This window comes from Roseococcus sp. YIM B11640, assembly GCF_049727625.1.
GTDB lineage: Bacteria > Pseudomonadota > Alphaproteobacteria > Acetobacterales > Acetobacteraceae > Roseococcus.
This window is the reverse complement of sequence record NZ_JBBJOZ010000001.1, coordinates 1150958-1169035: the sequence shown is the minus strand read 5'-3', so window position 1 is coordinate 1169035 and position 18078 is coordinate 1150958. Positions and strand designations below refer to the sequence as shown.

Sequence of the window (18078 nt, the reverse complement as noted above, 5' to 3'; positions counted from 1 at the left end):
TCGCCTGGACGTGGATCGCGCACGCTCGCGGATCCGTCTTGTCTCCGGGCCGCCCATGCGTCGCCGCGTGCTCGCACCGCTCCTGGCCCTCGGGTTGCTCCTCCCGCCAGCCGCTTCACGCGCGCAGGAAGCGCCGCTCACTATCTTCGCGGCCGCGAGCCTCACGGATGCGATGCGCGCCATGGCCCGGGAATGGCAGGCCCGTGGCCATCCGGCGCCGCGCATGTCCTTCGCCGCCTCCTCCGCGCTGGCGCGGCAGATTGAACAGGGCGCCCCGGCCGATCTCTTCATCAGCGCCGACGAGCCCTGGATGGACTACCTGCAGGAGCGCAACCTGATCGTGAACGCGACACGCGTGAGCCCGATCGGCAACTCGCTGGTCCTGGTCGCTCCCGCCCAGGCCGCCCAGCCCGTGACGCTGGGGCGCGACACCAACCTGCTCGCCCTGCTCGGCCCCCATGGCCGCATCGCGACCGGCGACCCGGCGCATGTGCCAGTCGGCCGCTATGCCCAGGCCGCGCTGACCTGGATGGGCCAGTGGGACACGATCAACCCGCGCCTGGCGCGCGCCGACAACGTCCGTTCCGCCCTGTTGCTGGTGGAGCGCGGCGAGGCGCCCTTCGGCATCGTCTACGCCACGGATGCGGCGGCCAGCGGCGCCGTCCGCGTGGTCGGCACCTTCCCGGCCGAAAGCCATACGCCCGTGACCTATCCCTTCGCGCTGATGCGGCGGGCCGAGGGCGATGCCCAGGCCCGCGCGATGCTGACGCTGCTGACGGGCCCCGAGGCAGCGCCGATCTGGCAGCGATTCGGCTTTCGCCTGGCGCGGTAGCCGGTCTCAGATCACGGCGGCGATGATCAAGCCGATGACGAGCTGGACGATGATCGCGACGATGAAGACGGCGATGGTGAAAGGCACCATCCGCTCCGGCGGCACGCGGGCGACGATGGGGCCCCCGACGTAGAAGAGGTAGATGCTGTAAAGCGCGCCAGCCAGCGCAATGAGCCAGCCGATAAAGGGAATCAGCAACCCGATGCCTGCGACCCAGGACGCGGTCGGCGCATATGCCGCAAGCTTGAAGGCCGCCCCACCATCCTGCGGCGCGCCGAACTTGGGCGCCAGGAACTCCACGATCTTCGCCAGCACGAAGACCCCGACCAGCCCAAGGATATAGCTGAGGATCGAGCTGACCAGCAGCGAGCCCATGGTGACCACGCCGGCGCCGATGATCGCGACGGCAATGAAGCCGGTGACCGCGGGAATGGCGGAAAGGGGAATGATGTAGCTCGTATAGAGACTCGCCGTATCGGCGGGTTCAGCCGCCACCGCGCGCCATTCATCCTTGGGCTGGACCAGCAGCCCCTTGGCGCGCGCCACAAGATTCATTTTTCGAGTCCCTTTTCACCTGCCCCCCGTGGGCGCCGCGATACTGGGCGGCGGCCCGGAGCCGGGGCAAGGAAATCTGTGTCACATGGGTGTCGCAGAAGGATCCCACCGGCTCCAGAAACCGTCGGTGGCCGGGCGCTTGGCCTCGGCGCGCTCGGCGGGTGGCGTTCCCACATGGATCCAGCCGAGCAGCGCATCGCCTTCGGCGAAGCCCAGCGCCTTCTTGACCTTGGGATCCTGCAGCGCGCCGGAGGACGCCCAGAACACGCCGAAACCCTGAGCCTCCAGCGCGGTCAGGAAGTTCATGATGCCGGCGGCCGCAGATGCCCGCTGCTCCCAGGGCGGCACGCCCGGGCGGTCATGGTTGATCGCTGCCCCAGCGGCGACGACCAGGGGCGCACGCTGTGGCTTCGCACGCTCCGTCTCTAGACGTTCCGCCGGCGTATCCGGTGCGCGGGCGAGCAGGGATTCGGCGAAAAGCGCGCCCAACGCCGCCCGGGCCTCGCCCTCGATGAAAACAAAGCGCCAAGGCCGCAGGCCCCCATGGTCGGGTGCGCGAAGCGCGGCCTGCACCGCCAGATCCAGCGCGGCCGCATTCGGCGCGGGTGCCGCGAGCTGGCGCGGATGAACGGAGGCACGCCCGAGCAGCCGCGTCAGGGTTGATGGCAAGGGCGGAACGGTATCGGGCATCACATACTCCTTCGGGGCACACCCTAGCTGATCGGGAGAGCGCAGCTGAAACGGGATAGTAATTGCGAATCATTCTCACTCGCAATATCATACTGGCAGCCAGGAGACATCCCATGCGCTGCGCCCCGCTTTCTCCATTCCTGCTTTCTGCACCCGAAGCACGGCTGCCACCTCCCCCACGGCCCGCCGAGCCGCCGTGCGAAGCTCCCCTGCCCGATTCCGGACGACCGGATGAGCGGAACTGACGTATGGAACCCTGCAATCCGCACCATCTCCCCGCCCCCGGCGAAAGGGCCACGGGTGACCTCTCGGCCGAGGAGCTTTTCGTGGTCGGCAGCCTCCGCGCCTGGGTGTCGCCGCTGATGCGCCCCGGCACGCCCTGTCCGGATTGGAAGGAAATCTTCAGACTGGCGGCCGTCGGTGGCGAAGCCTCCGCCGGCTTCGACCGGCTCATGTCCATCATCGGCACCTCGGCGCAGCGGATCATCGAGGTTCGCTGCTGCAGCTGTCCTTCCCTCGGCGCGGACGAGGTGAACATGCTCCACCTGGTAGCCGCGCTGCAGATGGCCGACCGCACGGGCGCCATCGACATCATCGCCGATTGGGTGGCGCCGGCCTTCGTCGCCGCCGCCCTGCGCGGCGCGGAGCAATTCGCGGCCGGGACGATGGAAGCGGCCCTATGGCTCCCGCCGCAAACGGCGCTACCGGCTCCGGCGCGGCGCCCGGAGGGCGCGCTGCTGCACTGACCTAGGCATAGTTCGCCACGCGCCTGCCGTCCTCCGCCTGTGGAGAACCGCCGCGGACGGCACCGGCCGCCGTGTCCCCCCAGAGCACGCCGAACTTCTCCGGCAGCTTCCGGCTGTCGGGCGTCGCGAGCCAGACGCGCATCATGAAGCGGCTCTGGCCCGTTCCTGCCTCGTTCACGAAGGCGGTGCGGCCATGGCTCACGATATGGTTGTTGAGGAATTGCGCGTCCCCCGGCTCGAAGGGCGAGAGGATGCTGTGGCGCTCCTTCACGCGCAGCAGCATGTCCAGCGCCTCCTTCTGCTTCTCGGTCAGTGGCGCCGTTCCCGGAAATTCCTGGGCCTTGCGCAGATTGGCGGGCGAGAAGGTGCTGGTCAGCTTGCCCTCCTCGATGCCGAAGAGCGGCAGGGCGAAGGTGGTGGGCACCTGTTCCGGGCGCAGGTGCCACCAATCCTCGAAGAGCACCTCCAGCAGGTCCGGCCGTTCGGCCAGCATCTCGTTATACGCCCTGGTCGTGCTGGCGACCTTGGTCAGCCCGCCCGAGGCCGCGTTGCGCACGCAGAGCAGCCCGATCACGTCCGAGGTATCGGTGTGGAAGTTCAGCGCATCCTGGGAGAGCGCCTTGGCCGTCGCGGATTTCGCGCCCGTCTCGTCGGCGAAATGCCGGTTGGGGTCGGAGCTGCGGTCCTGGATCACGCTGAGTAGCTCGCCGCGGAGGTTCTGGTAGACCGGCGTGCCCAGGTGCTGCGAGATGCCCCAGAACATGCGCTGGATGTCCTCGGACTCGTAGCGGTCCACTGGCAGGCCGCGCAGGCGGGCGATGCCTCTGCCCTCCTCCAGCTCCTCGTTGATGTCGGCCAGCAGCGGCGCCATGAGCGGGAGTCTGAAATCCGCACGCGTGATGGCTTCCGGGGCCTTGTGGCGATTGGCAGCGATCGCGGCGTCCAGTTCGGCGAGGTAGGGCGCCTCCATGCGCCAGATCCAGTCGCTCTCGGCCAGCAGTTCGGCACCGGACCATACGGAGCGTCCGGTCAGGGGAAGGCGTTCGGTCATCGGCAACTCCTTCGCTCGGTTCAAGATCCTATTCGGCGGCGTGCCCCCTTGCCGCGAGGCTCGCGGGGTGGGGCGGGCGCGCGAAGCCCAGCGCGTCGCGCAGCGTCACGCCATCCTGCTCCGTCCGCATCAGGCCACGGCGCTGAAGCTCCGGCACGACCTTCTCGACGAAGAGGCCGAGCCCGTCCGCCATCAGGGGGAACATCATCATGAAGCCGTCGCAAGCGCCGGCGGCCTGCCACTCCTGCAGCGCATCCGCGATCTGGATCGGGTTGCCGCGGATGGTGCGGCGGCCGCGCTCGTAGCGCAGGTACATCTGGCGCAGCGTCAGCTTCTCGACGCGGATCATGTTGACGATGTTGTCGTAGAACTTCTTGTGGAAGTTGGCCGAGGCAGGGATCAACTCCTCCGGCACCGGTTCGTCCAGCGGCAGGCCGGAGAGATCCGCCTCCAGATCCATGCTGAGGCGCGCGCGGCCGACATCGGGGTGAATCAGCTCCTGGAGGGTCTGGTACTTGTCCTCGGCTTCCTGCTCGCTCTCCCCAATGATGACCGGCATGCCGGCGAGCAGTCGGACATCCTCCGCCGAGCGGCCGAACTTGGGCAGGCGGGATTTGAGCTGGTCGTAGAAGGCGCGGGATTCAGCAGGCGTCTCGTTGGCGCCGAAGATCAGCTCCGCGACGCTGGCCGCGAAATCCATCCCGGCATCGGACGCGCCGGCCTGGATGATCACCGGCCGCCCCTGCGGCGAGCGCTGCACGTTCAACGCACCGTGGATCCTGAAATACGGTCCCTCATGATGGACCGCATGCTGCTTCGTGACATCGAAGGAGTAGCCGGACGCCTTGTCTCGGATGAAGGCGTCGTCCTCCCAGCTGTCCCAGAGCTTGAGGACGATGTCGGTGAACTCGGCCGCGCGCTTGTAGCGGTCGCCATGGGGCGGAAGCTTGTCGAGACCGAAATTTTGCGCGGCGAAGTCGTTGGCCGAGGTCACGATGTTCCAGGCCGAGCGCCCGCCGCTGATCTGGTCCAGCGAGGCGAATTGCCGGGCGAGGTTGTAGGGCTCGTAGAAGCTCGCGCTCACCGTGCCGCCGAGGCCGATATGCTTCGTCGTCATCGCCAGCGCGGAGAGCAGGGTCAGCGGCTCCAGCTGGTTCATGAAGATGGGCATGCGGCTGTACATGTCGAGCTTGCTCGTGCGCGCGGCAGGCGTATCGGCCACGAAATACATGTGGAACAGCCCGCGCTCGGCCAGCTGGGCCATGGCGCAGTGGTTCGCGGCGCTAACGCCTGCGCCGGCATCCGTTTCCGGATGGCGCCACGCCGCGATGTGCGAGCCCGCGCCGCTCGCCATCACCGCCAGCAGCATCTTTCGGCGGTCAGTCATCCTCATCCTCCTATTCGGCGGCCAGCGCGCCGCGGCCCGGTCCCGGCGGACGCGCCAAGCCCAGGTGATCGCGCAGCGTGCGCCCGGTGTATTCCTTGCGGAACAGCCCCCGGCGCTGCAGCTCGGGCACGACGTGGCGCACCACATCCTCGAGCCCCGCCGGCTGCAGCGGCAGGGTGAACATGAAGCCGTCCGCCGCGCCGCCGTGGAACCATTCCTCCAGCTGGTCGCAGACCTGCTTCGGCGTGCCCCGGACGCCTGCCGAGCCCCGAGCGTAGCGCTGGGCGATCTGCCGGAGGGTCAGCTTCTCCTCGCGGATCATGCGGACGATCTCGGCGAAGTAGGCCGTGTGCAGGTTGGCTGATTTCGGGATGCGATCCTCGGGGATCGGCTCGTCATAGGGCAGGTCGCCGAGGTTGGCCTCCAAATCCATGCCCAGGCGCTGCACGGCGACCGCCGGGTGCAGCAGGGCCTTCAGCGTCTCGACCTTGTCGACCGCCTCCTGCTCGCTCTCGCCCACCGTGACGGAGACACCGGCCAGGACCTTGAGCGCATCCGCCGGACGGCCGTACTTCGCCATGCGCGACTTGAGATCCGCGTAGTAGCCCCGCGCCTTCTCGAGGTTGGTGCCGGAGCCGAAGACGAGGTCTGCCGTTTCGGCCGCCAGCTCCTTGCCGGCGTCGGAGGCACCCGCCTGGATGATGACCGGCCTTCCCTGCGGCGTGCGCTCGATATTCAGCCCGCCGTCCAGCTTGAAGTGCGGACCCTCGTGCTTGATGGGATGGAGCTTGTCGGGGTCGTAGAAGCGCACGGCCTCGCGGTCGTAGACGAAAGCATCGTCCTCCCAGGTGTCCCAGAGCTTGAGGACGAGCTGCACGAATTCCTGCGCGCGGGCATAGCGCTCGGCATGCGGCGGCAGCGCGGCGTGGCCGAAGTTGCGCGCTGCGTAGTTGTTCGCGCTCGTCACCACGTTCCAGGCGGCACGGCCGTCGCTGATATGGTCGAGCGAGGCGAATTGCCGAGCGACGTTGTAGGGCTCGTTGAAGCTGGTCGAGGCCGTGCCGCCGAGGCCGATGAATTCCGTCGAGCCCGCGAGGGCCGAGAGGCAGGTCAGCGGCTCCAGCACATTGGTGAAGAGCGGGTAGCGCGACCAGACGTCGAGATTCTCGACACGCAGCGCCGGCGTGTCGGCGATGAAGAAGAGATCGAAGAGCCCGTGCTCCGCCAGCTTCGCCAGCCGGCGGTAGGAGCGGATGTTCACGTCCGATCCGTCCTCGGTGCTGGGATGCAGCCAGCCCGCCGGATGCGATCCTGTCAGGTGGACCGAGAAGGACAGATGGATCTGGCGGGCGGGGACGGTCATCGCCTTGCGCTCCTGCTCGTGGCCAGTCTGCCGGGAAGGGCGTGGATCATCAATCCTCCTCGCGGAAGGCCTTCTCGCGCTTGCGCCGCAGGGCGGGCGAGGCGAGCACGATCAGCAGCAGCACGGCGAGGCCGAGGAAGACGCAGGCCAGTGGAGTCGAGACGAAGATCCCGAAATCGCCACGCGAGAGGACCAGGGCGCGGCGAAAGTTCTCCTCCATCATGGGCCCCAGGATCAAGCCGAGCAGCATGGGCGCGGGCTCCAGCCGCAGCTTCAGGAAGGCGAAGCCGACGACGCCCCAGAACGCCGCCTGGTAGATGTCGAACACCATGTTGTTCACGGAGAACACGCCGATGCAGCAGAAGACGATGATCGCCGGGTAGAGGAACCGGTACGGGATGGTGAGGAACTTCACCCAGATCCCCACCAACGGCAGGTTCAGCACCAGCAGCATCACGTTGCCGATCCACATGGAGGCGATGAGCCCCCAGAAGAGATCGGGGTTGCGGGTCATCACCTGCGGCCCGGGTTGGATACTGTGCATCATCATCGCACCCGCCATCATCGCCATGACGATGTTCGACGGAATGCCCAGCGTCAGCATCGGGATGAAGCTGATCTGCGCCGCCGCGTTGTTGGCCGATTCCGGACCGGCCACGCCTTCGATGGCGCCCTTGCCGAACTCCTCCGGGTTCTTCGAGATGCGCCGTTCCACGAGGTAGGAAGTCAGCGAGGAGATCACCGGCCCGCCGCCTGGAAAGATGCCGAGCGAGCTGCCGATCCCCGTGCCGCGCAGGATCGCCGGGCACATGCGCCGCCAATCCTCCCGGGACGGGAAGAGGGTGGAGACGCGCGTCACCTCGCTCGCCGCCGGGCCGCGCTTCTCCAGATTGGCGATGATCTCCGCCAGGCCGAAGACACCCATGGTGATGGCCACGAAGTTCAGCCCGTCCACCAGCTCATCGGTTTCGAAGGTGAAGCGCTCCACGCCGCTCTGCGTATCCGTGCCCACCAGGCCGAGGCAGAGGCCCAGCACCACCATGGCGATGGCCTTGAGGACCGAGCCCGAAGCCAGGACAATGGAGCCGATCAGCCCCAGCACCATCAGCGAGAAATACTCCGGCGGCCCGAACTTCAGCGCGACGGAAGATAGCGGTACCGCGAAAGCCGCGATCACCAGCGTGCCCACGGTGCCGGCGAAGAAGGAGCCGACGGCCGCCGTGGTGAGCGCGATTCCCGCCCGCCCCCGCCGCGCCATCTCATGCCCGTCCAGTACCGTGACGACCGAGGAGGACTCGCCCGGCAGCTTCACCAGGATCGCGGTGGTCGAGCCGCCATACTGCGCCCCGTAGTAGATGCCCGCGAGCATGATGAGCGCCGAGGTCGGCTGCAGCGTGAAGGTCGCCGGCAGCAGCATGGACATGGTGGCGACCGGCCCCAGGCCGGGCAGCACGCCGATCAGCGTGCCCAGCAGGCAGCCCACGAAGGCATAGCCCAGGTTCTGCAGTGACAGCGCGGTGGAGAAGCCCAGCGCCAGGTGATCCAGGAGGTCCATGCGTCAGCCCGGCCGGAGGAACCAGGGCCAGACCGGGATCTGGATCTTCAAGACGACCGCGAAGCCCAGGAACACGATCACCGCCAGGATGGCGGAGTTCATCAGGGCTCCGCGCCAGGTCACCTCCCGGCTCGCGAAGCTCGACAGCAGCACGGTGACGAAGGCGGCCAGAACGAAGCCCAGCGGCATGAGCATCAGCCCGAAGAGCACAACCGGCAGCAGCACCCCGAAGAAGGTGCGAGGCTGGAACTGGAAGCGCTCCTCCGCCGGGTCGTGCCGGAAGCAGGCAACGGCCGTGATCACCACGCCAAGCCCTGCCAGCAGCAACCCCAGGTAGAAAGGGAAGAAGCCCGGCCCCGAATTGGAAGGCACGCCCACGTTATAGGACTGCGCCTTCCACGCGATCGCCGAGCCCACGGCGACGAAGGCGAGGCCCGCGATCTGGTCCCGGCGGCTTCCGCCGCGCCTGTCCTGGCCGGAGGACATCACTGGACACGGATGTTCTGTTCCTCGATGACCACGCGCCAGCGCTCCCGCCACTCGCGGATGTATTGCGCGAGCTCGGGCGGGGAGAGGTGCACGTTGGTCAGCGCCATCTCGCGCAGCCAGCTCTCGACCTCCGGCGCGCGCGCGGCCTGGGCGTAGGCGGCGACGAGGCGCGCCGTGATGGGCGCGGGCACGGCGGCCGGGGCGGCCGCGGCGTAGAAGGTCTCGAGGTTGATCTCGGGGTGGCCCAGCTCGGCGAATGTGGGCACGTCGGGCATCTGGGGCATGCGCTCGCGGGATGTCACGGCCAGCACGCGGTAGCGGCCGTCCTGCTGGTAGATGTTCTGCTGGTAGACGGTGTCGAAATTGGCATCGAGCGCGCCGTTGAGCATCGCGGCCATGATCTCGCCGCCGCCCCCCCGGTAGTGCACGGGCACGCCCGTGACGCCCGTCTTGCGCAGGAGCTCGACGGCCAGGTGGTGCGGCCCGGCGATGCCCGCCGTGCCGAAGTTCAGCGAGCGCCGCTGGGACAGCGCCCGGAGGTCCTCCACCGAGCGGACGGGCGAATTCACGGGCACGGCCAGCGCCATGGGCGACATGCCCATCATGCCCAGGATGACGAAGCTCTTGTCCGGATCGTAGGGCAGGCGCGGATAGAGGTTGGGATGGATGGTGAGCTGGCCGGCATTCACCATGCCGATGGTGTAGCCGTCCGGCGCCGCGCGGCCGAGCTCGCCCGTGCCGATCCGGCCCGCGGCGCCGGGGCGGTACTCGTGGACGATCGGCTGGCCGAGGATGGCGGCCACGCGCTCATTGTACAGCCGGGAGATCGTGTCGGTGATGCCGCCCGCGGCCCAGGGCACCAGGAAGCGGATCGGGCGGTTGGGCCAGTCCTGGGCCCGGGCCGGCGCGGTCAGGAAGAGCAGGCAGAAAAGCCCGGCGAGGAATTTCGTCACGTCAACAGCTCCCGACGGTGATCCGTCATGGCCGCGATGCCGTTCTTCCCCTGGGCCGAGACTATGGCTGCCGCCCGGAAGGGGTCAATGCGGAGACCGGGCCTTCCGGCGGAACGCCGTGGCCCCGGGTGGCTGACCTGCAAATTTCTTCCTCCCCCATTTCCGCTTCGGTAACTATATGCGCGCCATGCACGCTGCTCGCGATTTGGAGAACACCGGTTCGCCCGACGGCCTGGAGGCGCTGGCCGCCGTAGCCTCGCAATCGGGGGCGCATTCGTTCGATTCGCGTACACCTCGCCGCGTTGCCCGAGCCTGGGGCGATCTGGTCGAGGGCTTCTCGTCCCGCCGGCTCGCCACCGCCCTGGCCATGCTGGACCTCAAGAACCGCTATCGCGGCTCAGTGCTCGGGCCCTTCTGGGTCACGCTGTCGACGGCGGCCATGCTGCTGGGCGTCGGTCTGCTCTATGGCCATCTGCTGGCCATGCCGCTCGCGGAATACCTACCGCACCTCGCCGTGAGCCTTGTGGTCTGGAACGTCATGGCGGGCGCCGTGAACGACAGCTGCACCACCATGATCGGCTCCGAGGGAATCATCCGGCAGCTCCGTGTTCCCTATACGGTCCATGCGTTGAGATGCATGTCGCGCAACGCCATCCTCGCGCTGCACAACCTGCCGCTGGTCATCCTTATCTTCCTCTTTTTCGGCCATATCCCGGGATGGGAGGCGCTGATGGCCCTGCCCGGCCTGGCGCTGCTGGCCATCAATATCCTCTCGGCCTGCTTCCTCCTCGGCATGATCTGCGCGCGTTTCCGCGATATCGGCCCCATCGTCTCGAGCGTCATGCAGCTTGCGTTCTTCATGACGCCGGTGATCTGGAAGCCAGACCAGCTCAGCCACCAGTGGCTGCTGCTGATCAACCCGTTCTATGCCATGCTTGAGGTGATCCGGGGCCCGCTGGTGGCGGGCGGCGCTTCGGCCATCGTCTGGACGATCGCCATCGCCCTGACGGCGGTGCACGCGGCGGTCGCTTTCGCGTTCTTCGCCCGCTTCCGCGGTCGCATCGCCTTCTGGGTCTAACCGACATGTCGAGCATCAAGGCCGAAGGTCTGGCCATCGAGTTCCCCCTGTATCACCACGGGGCCCGCAGCCTGAAGAAGCGCCTGCTGAGCGGCGTCAATTCCCGGGTGAAGACAGATGCGGCCAACCGCGTGGTGGTTTCCGCCCTTCGCGGCCTGAATTTCGAGATCCGCAGCGGGGAGCGCGTGGCCCTGGTCGGCCACAATGGCGCGGGCAAGTCCACACTGCTGCGGACCATTGCCGGCATCTACGAGCCTGCCGCCGGACGTCTTGAGGTGGAGGGTACCCTCGGCACCCTGATAGACCCCTCCGCCGGGATGGATGGGGAGAGCACGGGCCGGGAGAATATTCGCCTCCGCGCGCTGTATCGCGGCATGAGCGACGCGCAGATCGACCGGCTGGAGGAGAGCGTCACGGCCTTCTCCGGCCTCGCCGAGTTCATCGATGTGCCGATCAAGAGCTACTCCGCTGGCATGCAGATCCGCCTCGCCTTCGCGCTCGCGACGGCGATGCAGCCCGAGATCCTGCTGATGGACGAGTGGTTCTCCGCCGGCGATGCCGAGTTCATGCAGCGTGCCGAGAACCGGCTCGCCGAACTGGTGCGCGGCGCGGAAATCCTGGTGATCGCGACGCATGACATGCCCACGGCTCGCCAATGGTGCACCCGGGCCATCCGATTGGAGGCCGGGCGCATCGTCGCTGATGGCCCGGTGGAAGAGGTGCTGGGCCCCGCGGCGGCCTAAGGCGCGGCGATCGAAGGCGCTTCCGCCGGGGGAACCGTCCCGGGCCGCGGATCGATGGGCACCTTACGGTCCAGCCCGCTCGCCCGCTCGAAGAGCGCCGCCGCCTGGAGCGCGCGCTCGTCCCGGCGCGGAGGCGCCACCACCTGCAGCCCGACCGGCCGGCCGTACCGATCGAAGCCGCAAGGCACCGCGACCGCCGGGCAGCCCGCCAAGGTGATGGCGGCGTTGATCATCGACCCCGCCATATAATTCTCGAGCTTCACGCCCGCGATCGTCTCGGGGTTGCGAAGCATCACGTCGAAGGCAGGCGTGGCCGCGCCCGGCGTGACGAAAACGTCGTAGCGCGCAAAGAGCGCCGCCATGCGCCGGAAGAAGGCCGCGCGTTCGCGATCCGCCCAGGCGAGCCGGCTTGGCGTGGCCTTCAGTCCGCGCTCCGTGTTCCAGATGATATCGGGCTTGATGAGGTCGCGATGCGTCTGCAGCTGGAGCTCGCGGTCCACCACGAAGGCCTGGCTCCGCAGGATGAGGAACGCCTCGCCGAGCTCCGCGAGATCGGGCGCGAATTCCTCGACCACGCAGCCCGCCGCCTCGAAGGCGCGGACGGCCTTGGTGCATATCTCGCGGGTCTCACGATCCACGGGCAGCTGGCCGTTGAAGTCGGCTGTGAAGGCGATGCGCTTCGGCCGCTCGGCCTCCGCGGCCGCCACGGCGTCGGCATAGCTGCGCGCGGGCGCATCGTAGGTCAGCGGATCAAGGGCGCACCAGCCGGCCATGGCATCGAGGAACAGCGCCAGGTCGGGTACGTTGCGCGCCATGGGCCCCTGCACGGAGAGCGGCGAGAAGAGGTTGTTCACCGTCCCCCGCGTCACGCGCCCCGGCGAGGGACGCAGTCCCACCACGCTGCAATAGGTGCCGGGCCGACGCAGGCTGCCGCCATGGTCCGTGCCCTGGGCCAGCCAAACTTCGCCGGTGGCCAGAGAAACCGCGCCGCCGCCCGTGCTGCCACCGCAGGTCAGCGAGGTGTTCCACGGGTTGCGCGTGCGGCCGAAGACCTCGTTGAAGGTGGAGCCGCCCGCGCCAAATTCCGGCGTGTTCGACTTGCCGACGACGATGCCCCCATGCGCCTCGATCCGCTTCACGACCGGATGCGAATCCTGCGGCACGTGTTCCTTGAAGATGGGCGAGCCATAGGTCGTCCGCACGCCCGCGACGTCCGTCAGATCCTTGATGCTGACCGGCAGCCCGCCGAGCCAGCCGGCCTGGCCTTCCAGCTCCCTCCCCTCGCCCGCCATCAGACGCTTCGCATGGTCGCGCGCGCGGTCGAGGCACAGGGTGGGCAGCGCGTTCACCTCGGGCTCCACCGCCGCGATGCGCGCGGCGGCCGCGTCGATGAGCTCCAGCGGCGAGACCTCGCGGCGCTGGAGGCGGGCCACGGCTTCGGTGGCGGTGAGACGGATAAGCTCGTTCATGCGCGAAGTCTGGCACCCGCTGGCGACGGTGCCCAGCCGGGCTCGAATCTCATGTCACGATGTTCATGGCGCGCACGATGGGCACCCAGCGGTCGTTCTCCTCGCTGAAGAAGCGCGCCGCCTGCTCCGGCGATCCACCCATGGGCGTGAGGTCGATGGCGGCGAAGCGCTCCCGTGTCTCCGGCCGCGCCAGGACGCTGTTGATCGCGGCATTGAGGCGGGCCACCACATCCGCCGGCGTGCTGCGCGGTGCGAGCACCGCCTGCCAGGGCTCGAGATTCTTTACGCCTGGGAGGCCGGCCTCGCTCATGGTCGGCACATCGGGCAGCGTCGGGATCCGGCTGTCGGAGAGCACGCCCATGGCGACAACGGCGCCCGAGCGAATGTGCTCGCCCACGACCGAAGGCGTATCGACGAGGAAGGAGACACGCCCTGCCAGCAGATCCGCGAGGCCTGCCGCGCTACCGCGATAGGGAATATGTGTCGCCTCGATCTGCGCGACGTCCACGAAGTGTTGCGCAGCGATGTGACCCGAGGTGCCGTTGCCGGCCGAGCTGAAATTGTGACGGCCCGGCTCCGCCTTCAGCTTGCGCACCAGCTCCTGCGCATTGCTCACGCCGAGGCGCTTTGCCGCCACGAGGATCAGCGGCACCTTTGCCACGAGAGCCACGGGGATGAAATCCTCCATCGGCTTGAACGGCAGGCTGGCATTCACGCCCTGCACGAGGATTTGTGCCGTCAGCCCGCCCAGCACCAGCGTGTAGCCATCCCCCTGCGACCGGGCGACGCTGAGCGAGCCCACGACGCCGCCCGCGCCAGGCCGGTTCTCCAGCACCACGGGCTGGCCGAGCTGCGGCGAGATGCCTTCCGATATCAGCCGCCCCGTCGTGTCGTAGCTGCCCCCCGGCGCGAAGGGCACGACCAGGCGGATGGGCCGGTCCGGATAAGCCGCGAGGGCCGGTCGCGCGGCGAGGAGGGCGGCACCGGCCAGGAGGAGGCTGCGTCGGTTGGCTTGGAGCATCGGTCTCTCTCTTCGGAACATCACCAACGCGGCGGCGCCGGCAGGCCCAGCGCCGCGCGGATCGCGGCGCACATGGTCTGGAACTCATCCTCGGCGACGGCGCTCAGGCGCCGGGCGCGGACGTAGCTATGCGCCAACCCGGGGCCGACACGCGCTTCCGTGGGCACACCCGCCTCGCGCAACCGCGCCGCATAGCGCAACCCGTCGTCGCGCAGCGGATCGACGCCCGCGATGCTGAGATAGGCCGGCGGCAGATCCGCCAGGCTCGCCGCGCGCAAGGGCAGCGCGTAATCGTCGCCGTTGGGAGCGCCGTTCGGCAGGAAGGCCTCCAGCGCCTCGCGCATCGCCGCGCGGGTGAGGATGGGGTCGGTGCCTGCGAGGTAGCTCGGCGTGTCGAGATCGGCGTCGAGCGTCGGATAGATCAGCGTCTGGTGGCAGATGGCCGGCCCGCCGCGATCGCGCGCCATCAGCGTGCAGGCCGCCGCGAGATTGCCGCCCGCGCTGTCACCCGCCACCGCGAGGCGCGTGGCGTCGATGCCCAGCGTCTCGGCCCGGGACGCGGCCCACCGCAGCGCCTCGAAGCAATCCTCGGTCGGCGCCGGATAGGGGTTCTCGGGCGCGCGACGGTAATGGACGCTGAGCAGCAGCGCGCCCGTATTGGCCGCGAGGCTCGCGGTGACGAAATCATGCGATTCCGGACTGCCCGCGATCCAGCTGCCGCCATGGAAGTACAGGATGGCAGGGCGCGGACCCGGCGGCCCGGCCGGGCGATAGATGCGGATGGGAATCTCGCGTCCAGGCAGCGTGACATAGGTCGTTTCGACCTCCAGCCCCGGCGGATGCGGCTCGGCCGTCATGCGGGCGAAGAGCTCAGCGCGGATGCGGCGCTGCTCCGGCGAGAGGTCGACCAAGCCGGCTAGGCGGCCATTCTGTTCCCTCGCCTTCTGCACATAGGCGGCCATGCCGGGATCGAGCGTGTCTGACATGCGGGGAGTGAGCCACCAACCGGATGCCTCCGCAAGATAGCTTCCTTTTGAGCGGTTGCGATGCTGGACCGGGCGTGCTGCACTGCAACAGATCCGCCGGAGACGCCTCATGCCGAAGCCCGCCATCCTCTTCGCCATGCCCATCTCTCCCAGGCTGCGGGACCGCCTGGCGGACCGCTACGAGCTTTTCGGCCCGCTCGACCGCCAGAACCCGCTGCCCCTCCCTCCAGGCGCCGAGAAGGCGCAGGCGCTGGTCACGCTGGGCAGCCTCAGAACCGACGCGGCGCTGATGGATGCGCTGCCGCAGCTCGGCTTCATCGCCTGCTACGGCACCGGCTTCGAGGGCGTGGACCGCGCCGAGGCGATCCGGCGCGGCATCAGGCTGACGCATGCGGGCGAGGCCAATGCGACCGCGGTCGCCGAGTTCGCAATGGGCCTCGTCATCGCCGCCGGGCGCAACCTTGCGCGGGGAGACAGGCTGGTGCGCGCGGGTAAATGGGCGAACCTCGCCATCGACCGCGTGCCGCTGACGCCGGGCCTTGCGGGCCAGCGCATGGGAATCTACGGCATGGGCTCCATCGGGATGAAGATCGCGCAGCGCGCCGCCGCCTTCGAGATGGAAATCGGCTACCACAACCGCTCCCGCCGCGGCGACGTGGATCACGCCTATTTCGGCAGCCTGAAGGAACTGGCTACCTGGGCGGACGTGCTGGTCGTGGCGGTACGCGCGAGCGCGGAGAACCGGCACGCGGTGAATGCCGAAATCCTGGAAGCGCTCGGGCCGGAGGGCGTGCTCGTCAACATCTCGCGAGGGATTGCCGTCGACGAGACCGCGTTGTGCGAAGCCTTGGAGACGGGCCGGATCCTGGGCGCCGGCCTCGATGTCTATCAGAATGAGCCGCACGTGCCCGAGCGCCTGATGGCGCTCGAGAACGCGGTGCTCACGCCGCACATGGCGGCGTTGTCGCTTGGCGCACAGCGTGCCCAGCAGAAGGTTCTCGTGGACAATCTGGACGCCTTCTTTAGCGGCCGGCCGCTCAGCTCGCTGATGCCGGCCGCCTGAAGCGCGTCAGGCGGTCAGCTTGATCGCCGTCTTGGCCACCAACTCGCCCTGGTGGCGCGCGCCGGCGAGCTCGATCTCGCTCGGCTGGCGCGAGCCGTCGCCGGCGGCGATGGTCGTGGCGCCATAGGGCGCGCCGCCCACGATCTCGTTCATCGTCATCTGGCCCTGGTGGCTGTAGGGCAGGCCCACGATCACCATGCCGAAATGCAGCAGGTTGGTGATGATGGAGAAGAGCGTCGTCTCCTGCCCGCCATGCTGCGAAGCGGTCGAGGTGAAGGCCGCGCCGACCTTGCCGTTCAGCGCGCCGCGCGCCCAGAGGCCGCCGGCCTGGTCGAGGAAGGCAGCCATTTGCGAGCTCATGCGGCCGAAGCGCGTGCCGGTGCCCACGATGATCGCGTCGTAATCGGCCAGCTCCGCCACCGTCGCGATAGGGGCCGCCTGGTCGAGCTTGAAGTGCGCGGCCTTCGCGACTTCCAGCGGCGCCGTCTCGGGCACGCGCTTGATATCGACCTGCGCGCCGGCAGCGCGGGCGCCTTCGGCGACGGCCTGCGCCATCGTCTCGATGTGGCCGTAGCTGGAATAGTAGAGGACGAGAACCTTGGCCATCGCGGGCTCCTATGCTGATCGACCGGGCGGGGACGCCCTCGGTGCGGCGGGTGTAGCCCTGGATGCATACACGGAAAACAGGTATAATACTGTCAAATCTGTTCTAATATTTCGGCATGTCCGAGATCGGCACCCCCAGCTTCGAGCAGCTTCGTGTCTTCCGCACCGTAGCGGAAGCCGGGAGCTTCGCCGCCGCCGCCCGGACCTTGGGCCGCGCCACTTCCGCTGTTGCCTATGCCGTCGGCAACCTGGAACAGCAGCTCGGCGTCGCGCTCTTCGCGCGGGAGGGCACGCGCCGGCCCGTGCTGACCGAGGCAGGCAGGATGGTGCTGGCGGAAGCCCGGATCCTCACCCAGGACATGGACACGCTGCGCGCGCGCGTCCTTGGCCTGCGGCGCGGATTGGAGCGAGAGGTCCAGGTCGCACTCGATGTCATGTTGCCGACGGAACGCGTGGCGGACGCGCTCACGGCCTTCGCCGCAGAGTTCCCCTCGGTCACGCTGCGGCTGCATGTGGAAGCGCTGGGTGCCGTGCCCGAAATGGTGCTGGCAGGGCGCGCGGATCTCGGCGTCATGGGTCCGCAGGAGATTGGCGGCGACGCGCTCGCCCGCATCGGGGTGGGTCAGGTGGAACTCGTGCCCGTCGCCGCGCCAGGGCATCCGCTCGCGCTCGCCAGGCGCAACCCGCCCGGCGCGGGTCGTGCTCATGTGCAGCTTGTCCTCACGGACCGCTCGCGCCTCACCGAGGGCTGGGACTTCGCCGTGATGGCGACGCGCACATGGCGCCTGGCCGATCTCGGCGCCAAGCACCTTCTGCTCCGCGAAGGCATCGGCTGGGGAAACATGCCGCTGCCCATGGTGCGCGAGGACCTAGAGGCCGGGCGGCTGGTGCGGCTGGACATGCCCGAGCTTCGCGGCGGGACCTATCACCTCAATGCCATCCACCGCATGGACCGCCCGCCGGGCCCTGCCGCCGCCTGGCTCGTCGCGCGGTTCGAGCAGCAGGCCGCGGCCCTTGCCGCGCCACCGCCAGGCCCTACGCTCCCTAGACCGAAGAAGAACCGTGGAGGAAGCAATGGACGAAGCCGCCGCACATGAAACGCTCCGCGCCAAAGGCCGCGCCGAGATGCGCGAGATCCTGGGCGCCGCCTATACCGAGGCCCGCGACCGCACCACCAATCCGTTCAACTCTGCCATCCGGGCGCTGTCGGAGGAAATGGCCTATGCCACGCTCTGGACCCGGCCGGGCCTCGACCGCAGGCAGCGCAGCCTGATCACGCTCGGGATGCTCTGCGCGCTCAACCACCCGCACGAGCTTCGCATTCACCTCGTCGCCGCGCTGAACAACGGCTGCACGGCGGCCGAAATCAGCGAGGTCTTCACGCACGCGGTGGCCTATTGCGGCTTCCCCGCGGCTATCGACGCGCTTCGCATGGCGGAACAGGTGCTGAAGGAGGAAGGCGCGCTCTGAGCGCGCCGAGCCTCTATTCCG

The 18078-nt window shown here is 68.5% G+C and carries 19 protein-coding genes; 7 read left to right on the top strand and 12 right to left on the bottom strand.

Features of this window, described 5'->3' with window-relative positions; all coding sequences use genetic code 11:
• The first annotated feature begins 55 nt into the window (after positions 1 to 55).
• Positions 56 to 832 carry a molybdate ABC transporter substrate-binding protein gene (gene modA / locus WJM96_RS05960; protein ID WP_424811516.1) on the top strand — a complete coding sequence of 259 codons (777 nt, stop codon included), beginning with the start codon at positions 56 to 58 and terminating at the stop codon, positions 830 to 832.
• A 6-nt stretch (positions 833 to 838) separates the two neighbouring features.
• Here the strand turns inward: modA and WJM96_RS05955 are convergent, their stop codons facing one another.
• Both WJM96_RS05955 and WJM96_RS05950 read right to left on the bottom strand, forming a co-directional pair.
• Positions 839 to 1387 carry a Yip1 family protein gene (locus WJM96_RS05955; protein WP_424811515.1) on the bottom strand — a complete coding sequence of 183 codons (549 nt, stop codon included), beginning with the start codon at positions 1385 to 1387 and terminating at the stop codon, positions 839 to 841.
• A gap of 81 nt (positions 1388 to 1468) precedes the next feature.
• Positions 1469 to 2077, bottom strand: coding sequence for a nitroreductase family protein (locus tag WJM96_RS05950; RefSeq protein ID WP_424811514.1), 609 nt, complete (start codon positions 2075 to 2077; stop codon positions 1469 to 1471).
• 248 nt (positions 2078 to 2325) lie between these two features.
• On the opposite strand from WJM96_RS05950, the gene WJM96_RS05945 reads away from it, so the two are divergent.
• Positions 2326 to 2823: a hypothetical protein gene (locus WJM96_RS05945; RefSeq protein ID WP_424811513.1), complete on the top strand. Its 498-nt coding sequence runs from the start codon at positions 2326 to 2328 to the stop codon at positions 2821 to 2823.
• A gap of 1 nt (position 2824) precedes the next feature.
• Here the strand turns inward: WJM96_RS05945 and WJM96_RS05940 are convergent, their stop codons facing one another.
• From WJM96_RS05940 to WJM96_RS05915, 6 genes are read right to left on the bottom strand one after another with little or no spacing between them, the layout of a single operon-like run.
• Entirely contained in the window at positions 2825 to 3874 is a 1050-nt protein-coding gene (locus WJM96_RS05940; RefSeq protein ID WP_424811512.1) for a TauD/TfdA family dioxygenase, read from the bottom strand.
• A gap of 28 nt (positions 3875 to 3902) precedes the next feature.
• On the bottom strand, positions 3903 to 5261 hold the full coding sequence (locus WJM96_RS05935; protein WP_424811511.1) for an LLM class flavin-dependent oxidoreductase: 1359 nt from the start codon (positions 5259 to 5261) through the stop codon (positions 3903 to 3905).
• 10 nt (positions 5262 to 5271) lie between these two features.
• The gene (locus WJM96_RS05930) at positions 5272 to 6624 is read right to left on the bottom strand and encodes an LLM class flavin-dependent oxidoreductase (protein ID WP_424811510.1); all 1353 of its coding nucleotides are present in this window, start codon (positions 6622 to 6624) and stop codon (positions 5272 to 5274) included.
• Between the two features lie 49 nt (positions 6625 to 6673).
• Positions 6674 to 8179, bottom strand: a complete 1506-nt coding sequence (locus WJM96_RS05925; RefSeq protein ID WP_424811509.1) for a tripartite tricarboxylate transporter permease — start codon at positions 8177 to 8179, stop codon at positions 6674 to 6676.
• 3 nt (positions 8180 to 8182) lie between these two features.
• A complete protein-coding gene (locus WJM96_RS05920) occupies positions 8183 to 8665 on the bottom strand; it encodes a tripartite tricarboxylate transporter TctB family protein (RefSeq protein ID WP_424811508.1) in 483 nt (160 codons plus the stop codon).
• Complete coding sequence (locus WJM96_RS05915) at positions 8665 to 9621, bottom strand: Bug family tripartite tricarboxylate transporter substrate binding protein (protein ID WP_424811507.1); 957 nt, start codon at positions 9619 to 9621, stop codon at positions 8665 to 8667. The genes WJM96_RS05920 and WJM96_RS05915 overlap by 1 nt, the downstream gene beginning before the upstream one ends.
• A 187-nt stretch (positions 9622 to 9808) precedes the next feature.
• Here WJM96_RS05915 and WJM96_RS05910 point away from each other — a divergent pair, with 187 nt between their 5' ends.
• The gene (locus WJM96_RS05910) at positions 9809 to 10699 is read left to right on the top strand and encodes an ABC transporter permease (protein ID WP_424811506.1); all 891 of its coding nucleotides are present in this window, start codon (positions 9809 to 9811) and stop codon (positions 10697 to 10699) included.
• A 5-nt stretch (positions 10700 to 10704) separates the two neighbouring features.
• On the top strand, positions 10705 to 11442 hold the full coding sequence (locus tag WJM96_RS05905) for an ABC transporter ATP-binding protein (RefSeq protein ID WP_424811505.1): 738 nt from the start codon (positions 10705 to 10707) through the stop codon (positions 11440 to 11442).
• Here WJM96_RS05905 and WJM96_RS05900 read toward each other — a convergent pair.
• From WJM96_RS05900 to WJM96_RS05890, 3 genes are read right to left on the bottom strand one after another with little or no spacing between them, the layout of a single operon-like run.
• The gene (locus tag WJM96_RS05900) at positions 11439 to 12911 is read right to left on the bottom strand and encodes an amidase (RefSeq protein WP_424811504.1); all 1473 of its coding nucleotides are present in this window, start codon (positions 12909 to 12911) and stop codon (positions 11439 to 11441) included. The two genes, WJM96_RS05905 and WJM96_RS05900, sit on opposite strands and share 4 nt — an antisense overlap.
• Positions 12912 to 12960: 49 nt before the next feature.
• Complete coding sequence (locus WJM96_RS05895) at positions 12961 to 13932, bottom strand: Bug family tripartite tricarboxylate transporter substrate binding protein (protein ID WP_424811503.1); 972 nt, start codon at positions 13930 to 13932, stop codon at positions 12961 to 12963.
• Positions 13933 to 13952: 20 nt separating this feature from the next.
• Entirely contained in the window at positions 13953 to 14918 is a 966-nt protein-coding gene (locus WJM96_RS05890) for an alpha/beta hydrolase (RefSeq protein ID WP_424811502.1), read from the bottom strand.
• Between the two features lie 109 nt (positions 14919 to 15027).
• Between WJM96_RS05890 and WJM96_RS05885 the strand changes: the two genes are divergently transcribed.
• Complete coding sequence (locus WJM96_RS05885; RefSeq protein WP_424811501.1) at positions 15028 to 15981, top strand: 2-hydroxyacid dehydrogenase; 954 nt, start codon at positions 15028 to 15030, stop codon at positions 15979 to 15981.
• 6 nt (positions 15982 to 15987) lie between these two features.
• Here WJM96_RS05885 and wrbA read toward each other — a convergent pair whose 3' ends face one another.
• Positions 15988 to 16587 carry an NAD(P)H:quinone oxidoreductase gene (gene wrbA / locus WJM96_RS05880; protein ID WP_424811500.1) on the bottom strand — a complete coding sequence of 200 codons (600 nt, stop codon included), beginning with the start codon at positions 16585 to 16587 and terminating at the stop codon, positions 15988 to 15990.
• Positions 16588 to 16703: 116 nt separating this feature from the next.
• Between wrbA and WJM96_RS05875 the strand changes: the two genes are divergently transcribed.
• Positions 16704 to 17684 (top strand): LysR family transcriptional regulator, encoded by a 981-nt coding sequence (locus tag WJM96_RS05875; RefSeq protein ID WP_424811499.1) that lies wholly within the window; start codon positions 16704 to 16706, stop codon positions 17682 to 17684.
• Entirely contained in the window at positions 17662 to 18057 is a 396-nt protein-coding gene (locus WJM96_RS05870; RefSeq protein WP_424811498.1) for a carboxymuconolactone decarboxylase family protein, read from the top strand. The genes WJM96_RS05875 and WJM96_RS05870 overlap by 23 nt, the downstream gene beginning before the upstream one ends.
• Positions 18058 to 18078 lie beyond the last annotated feature (21 nt).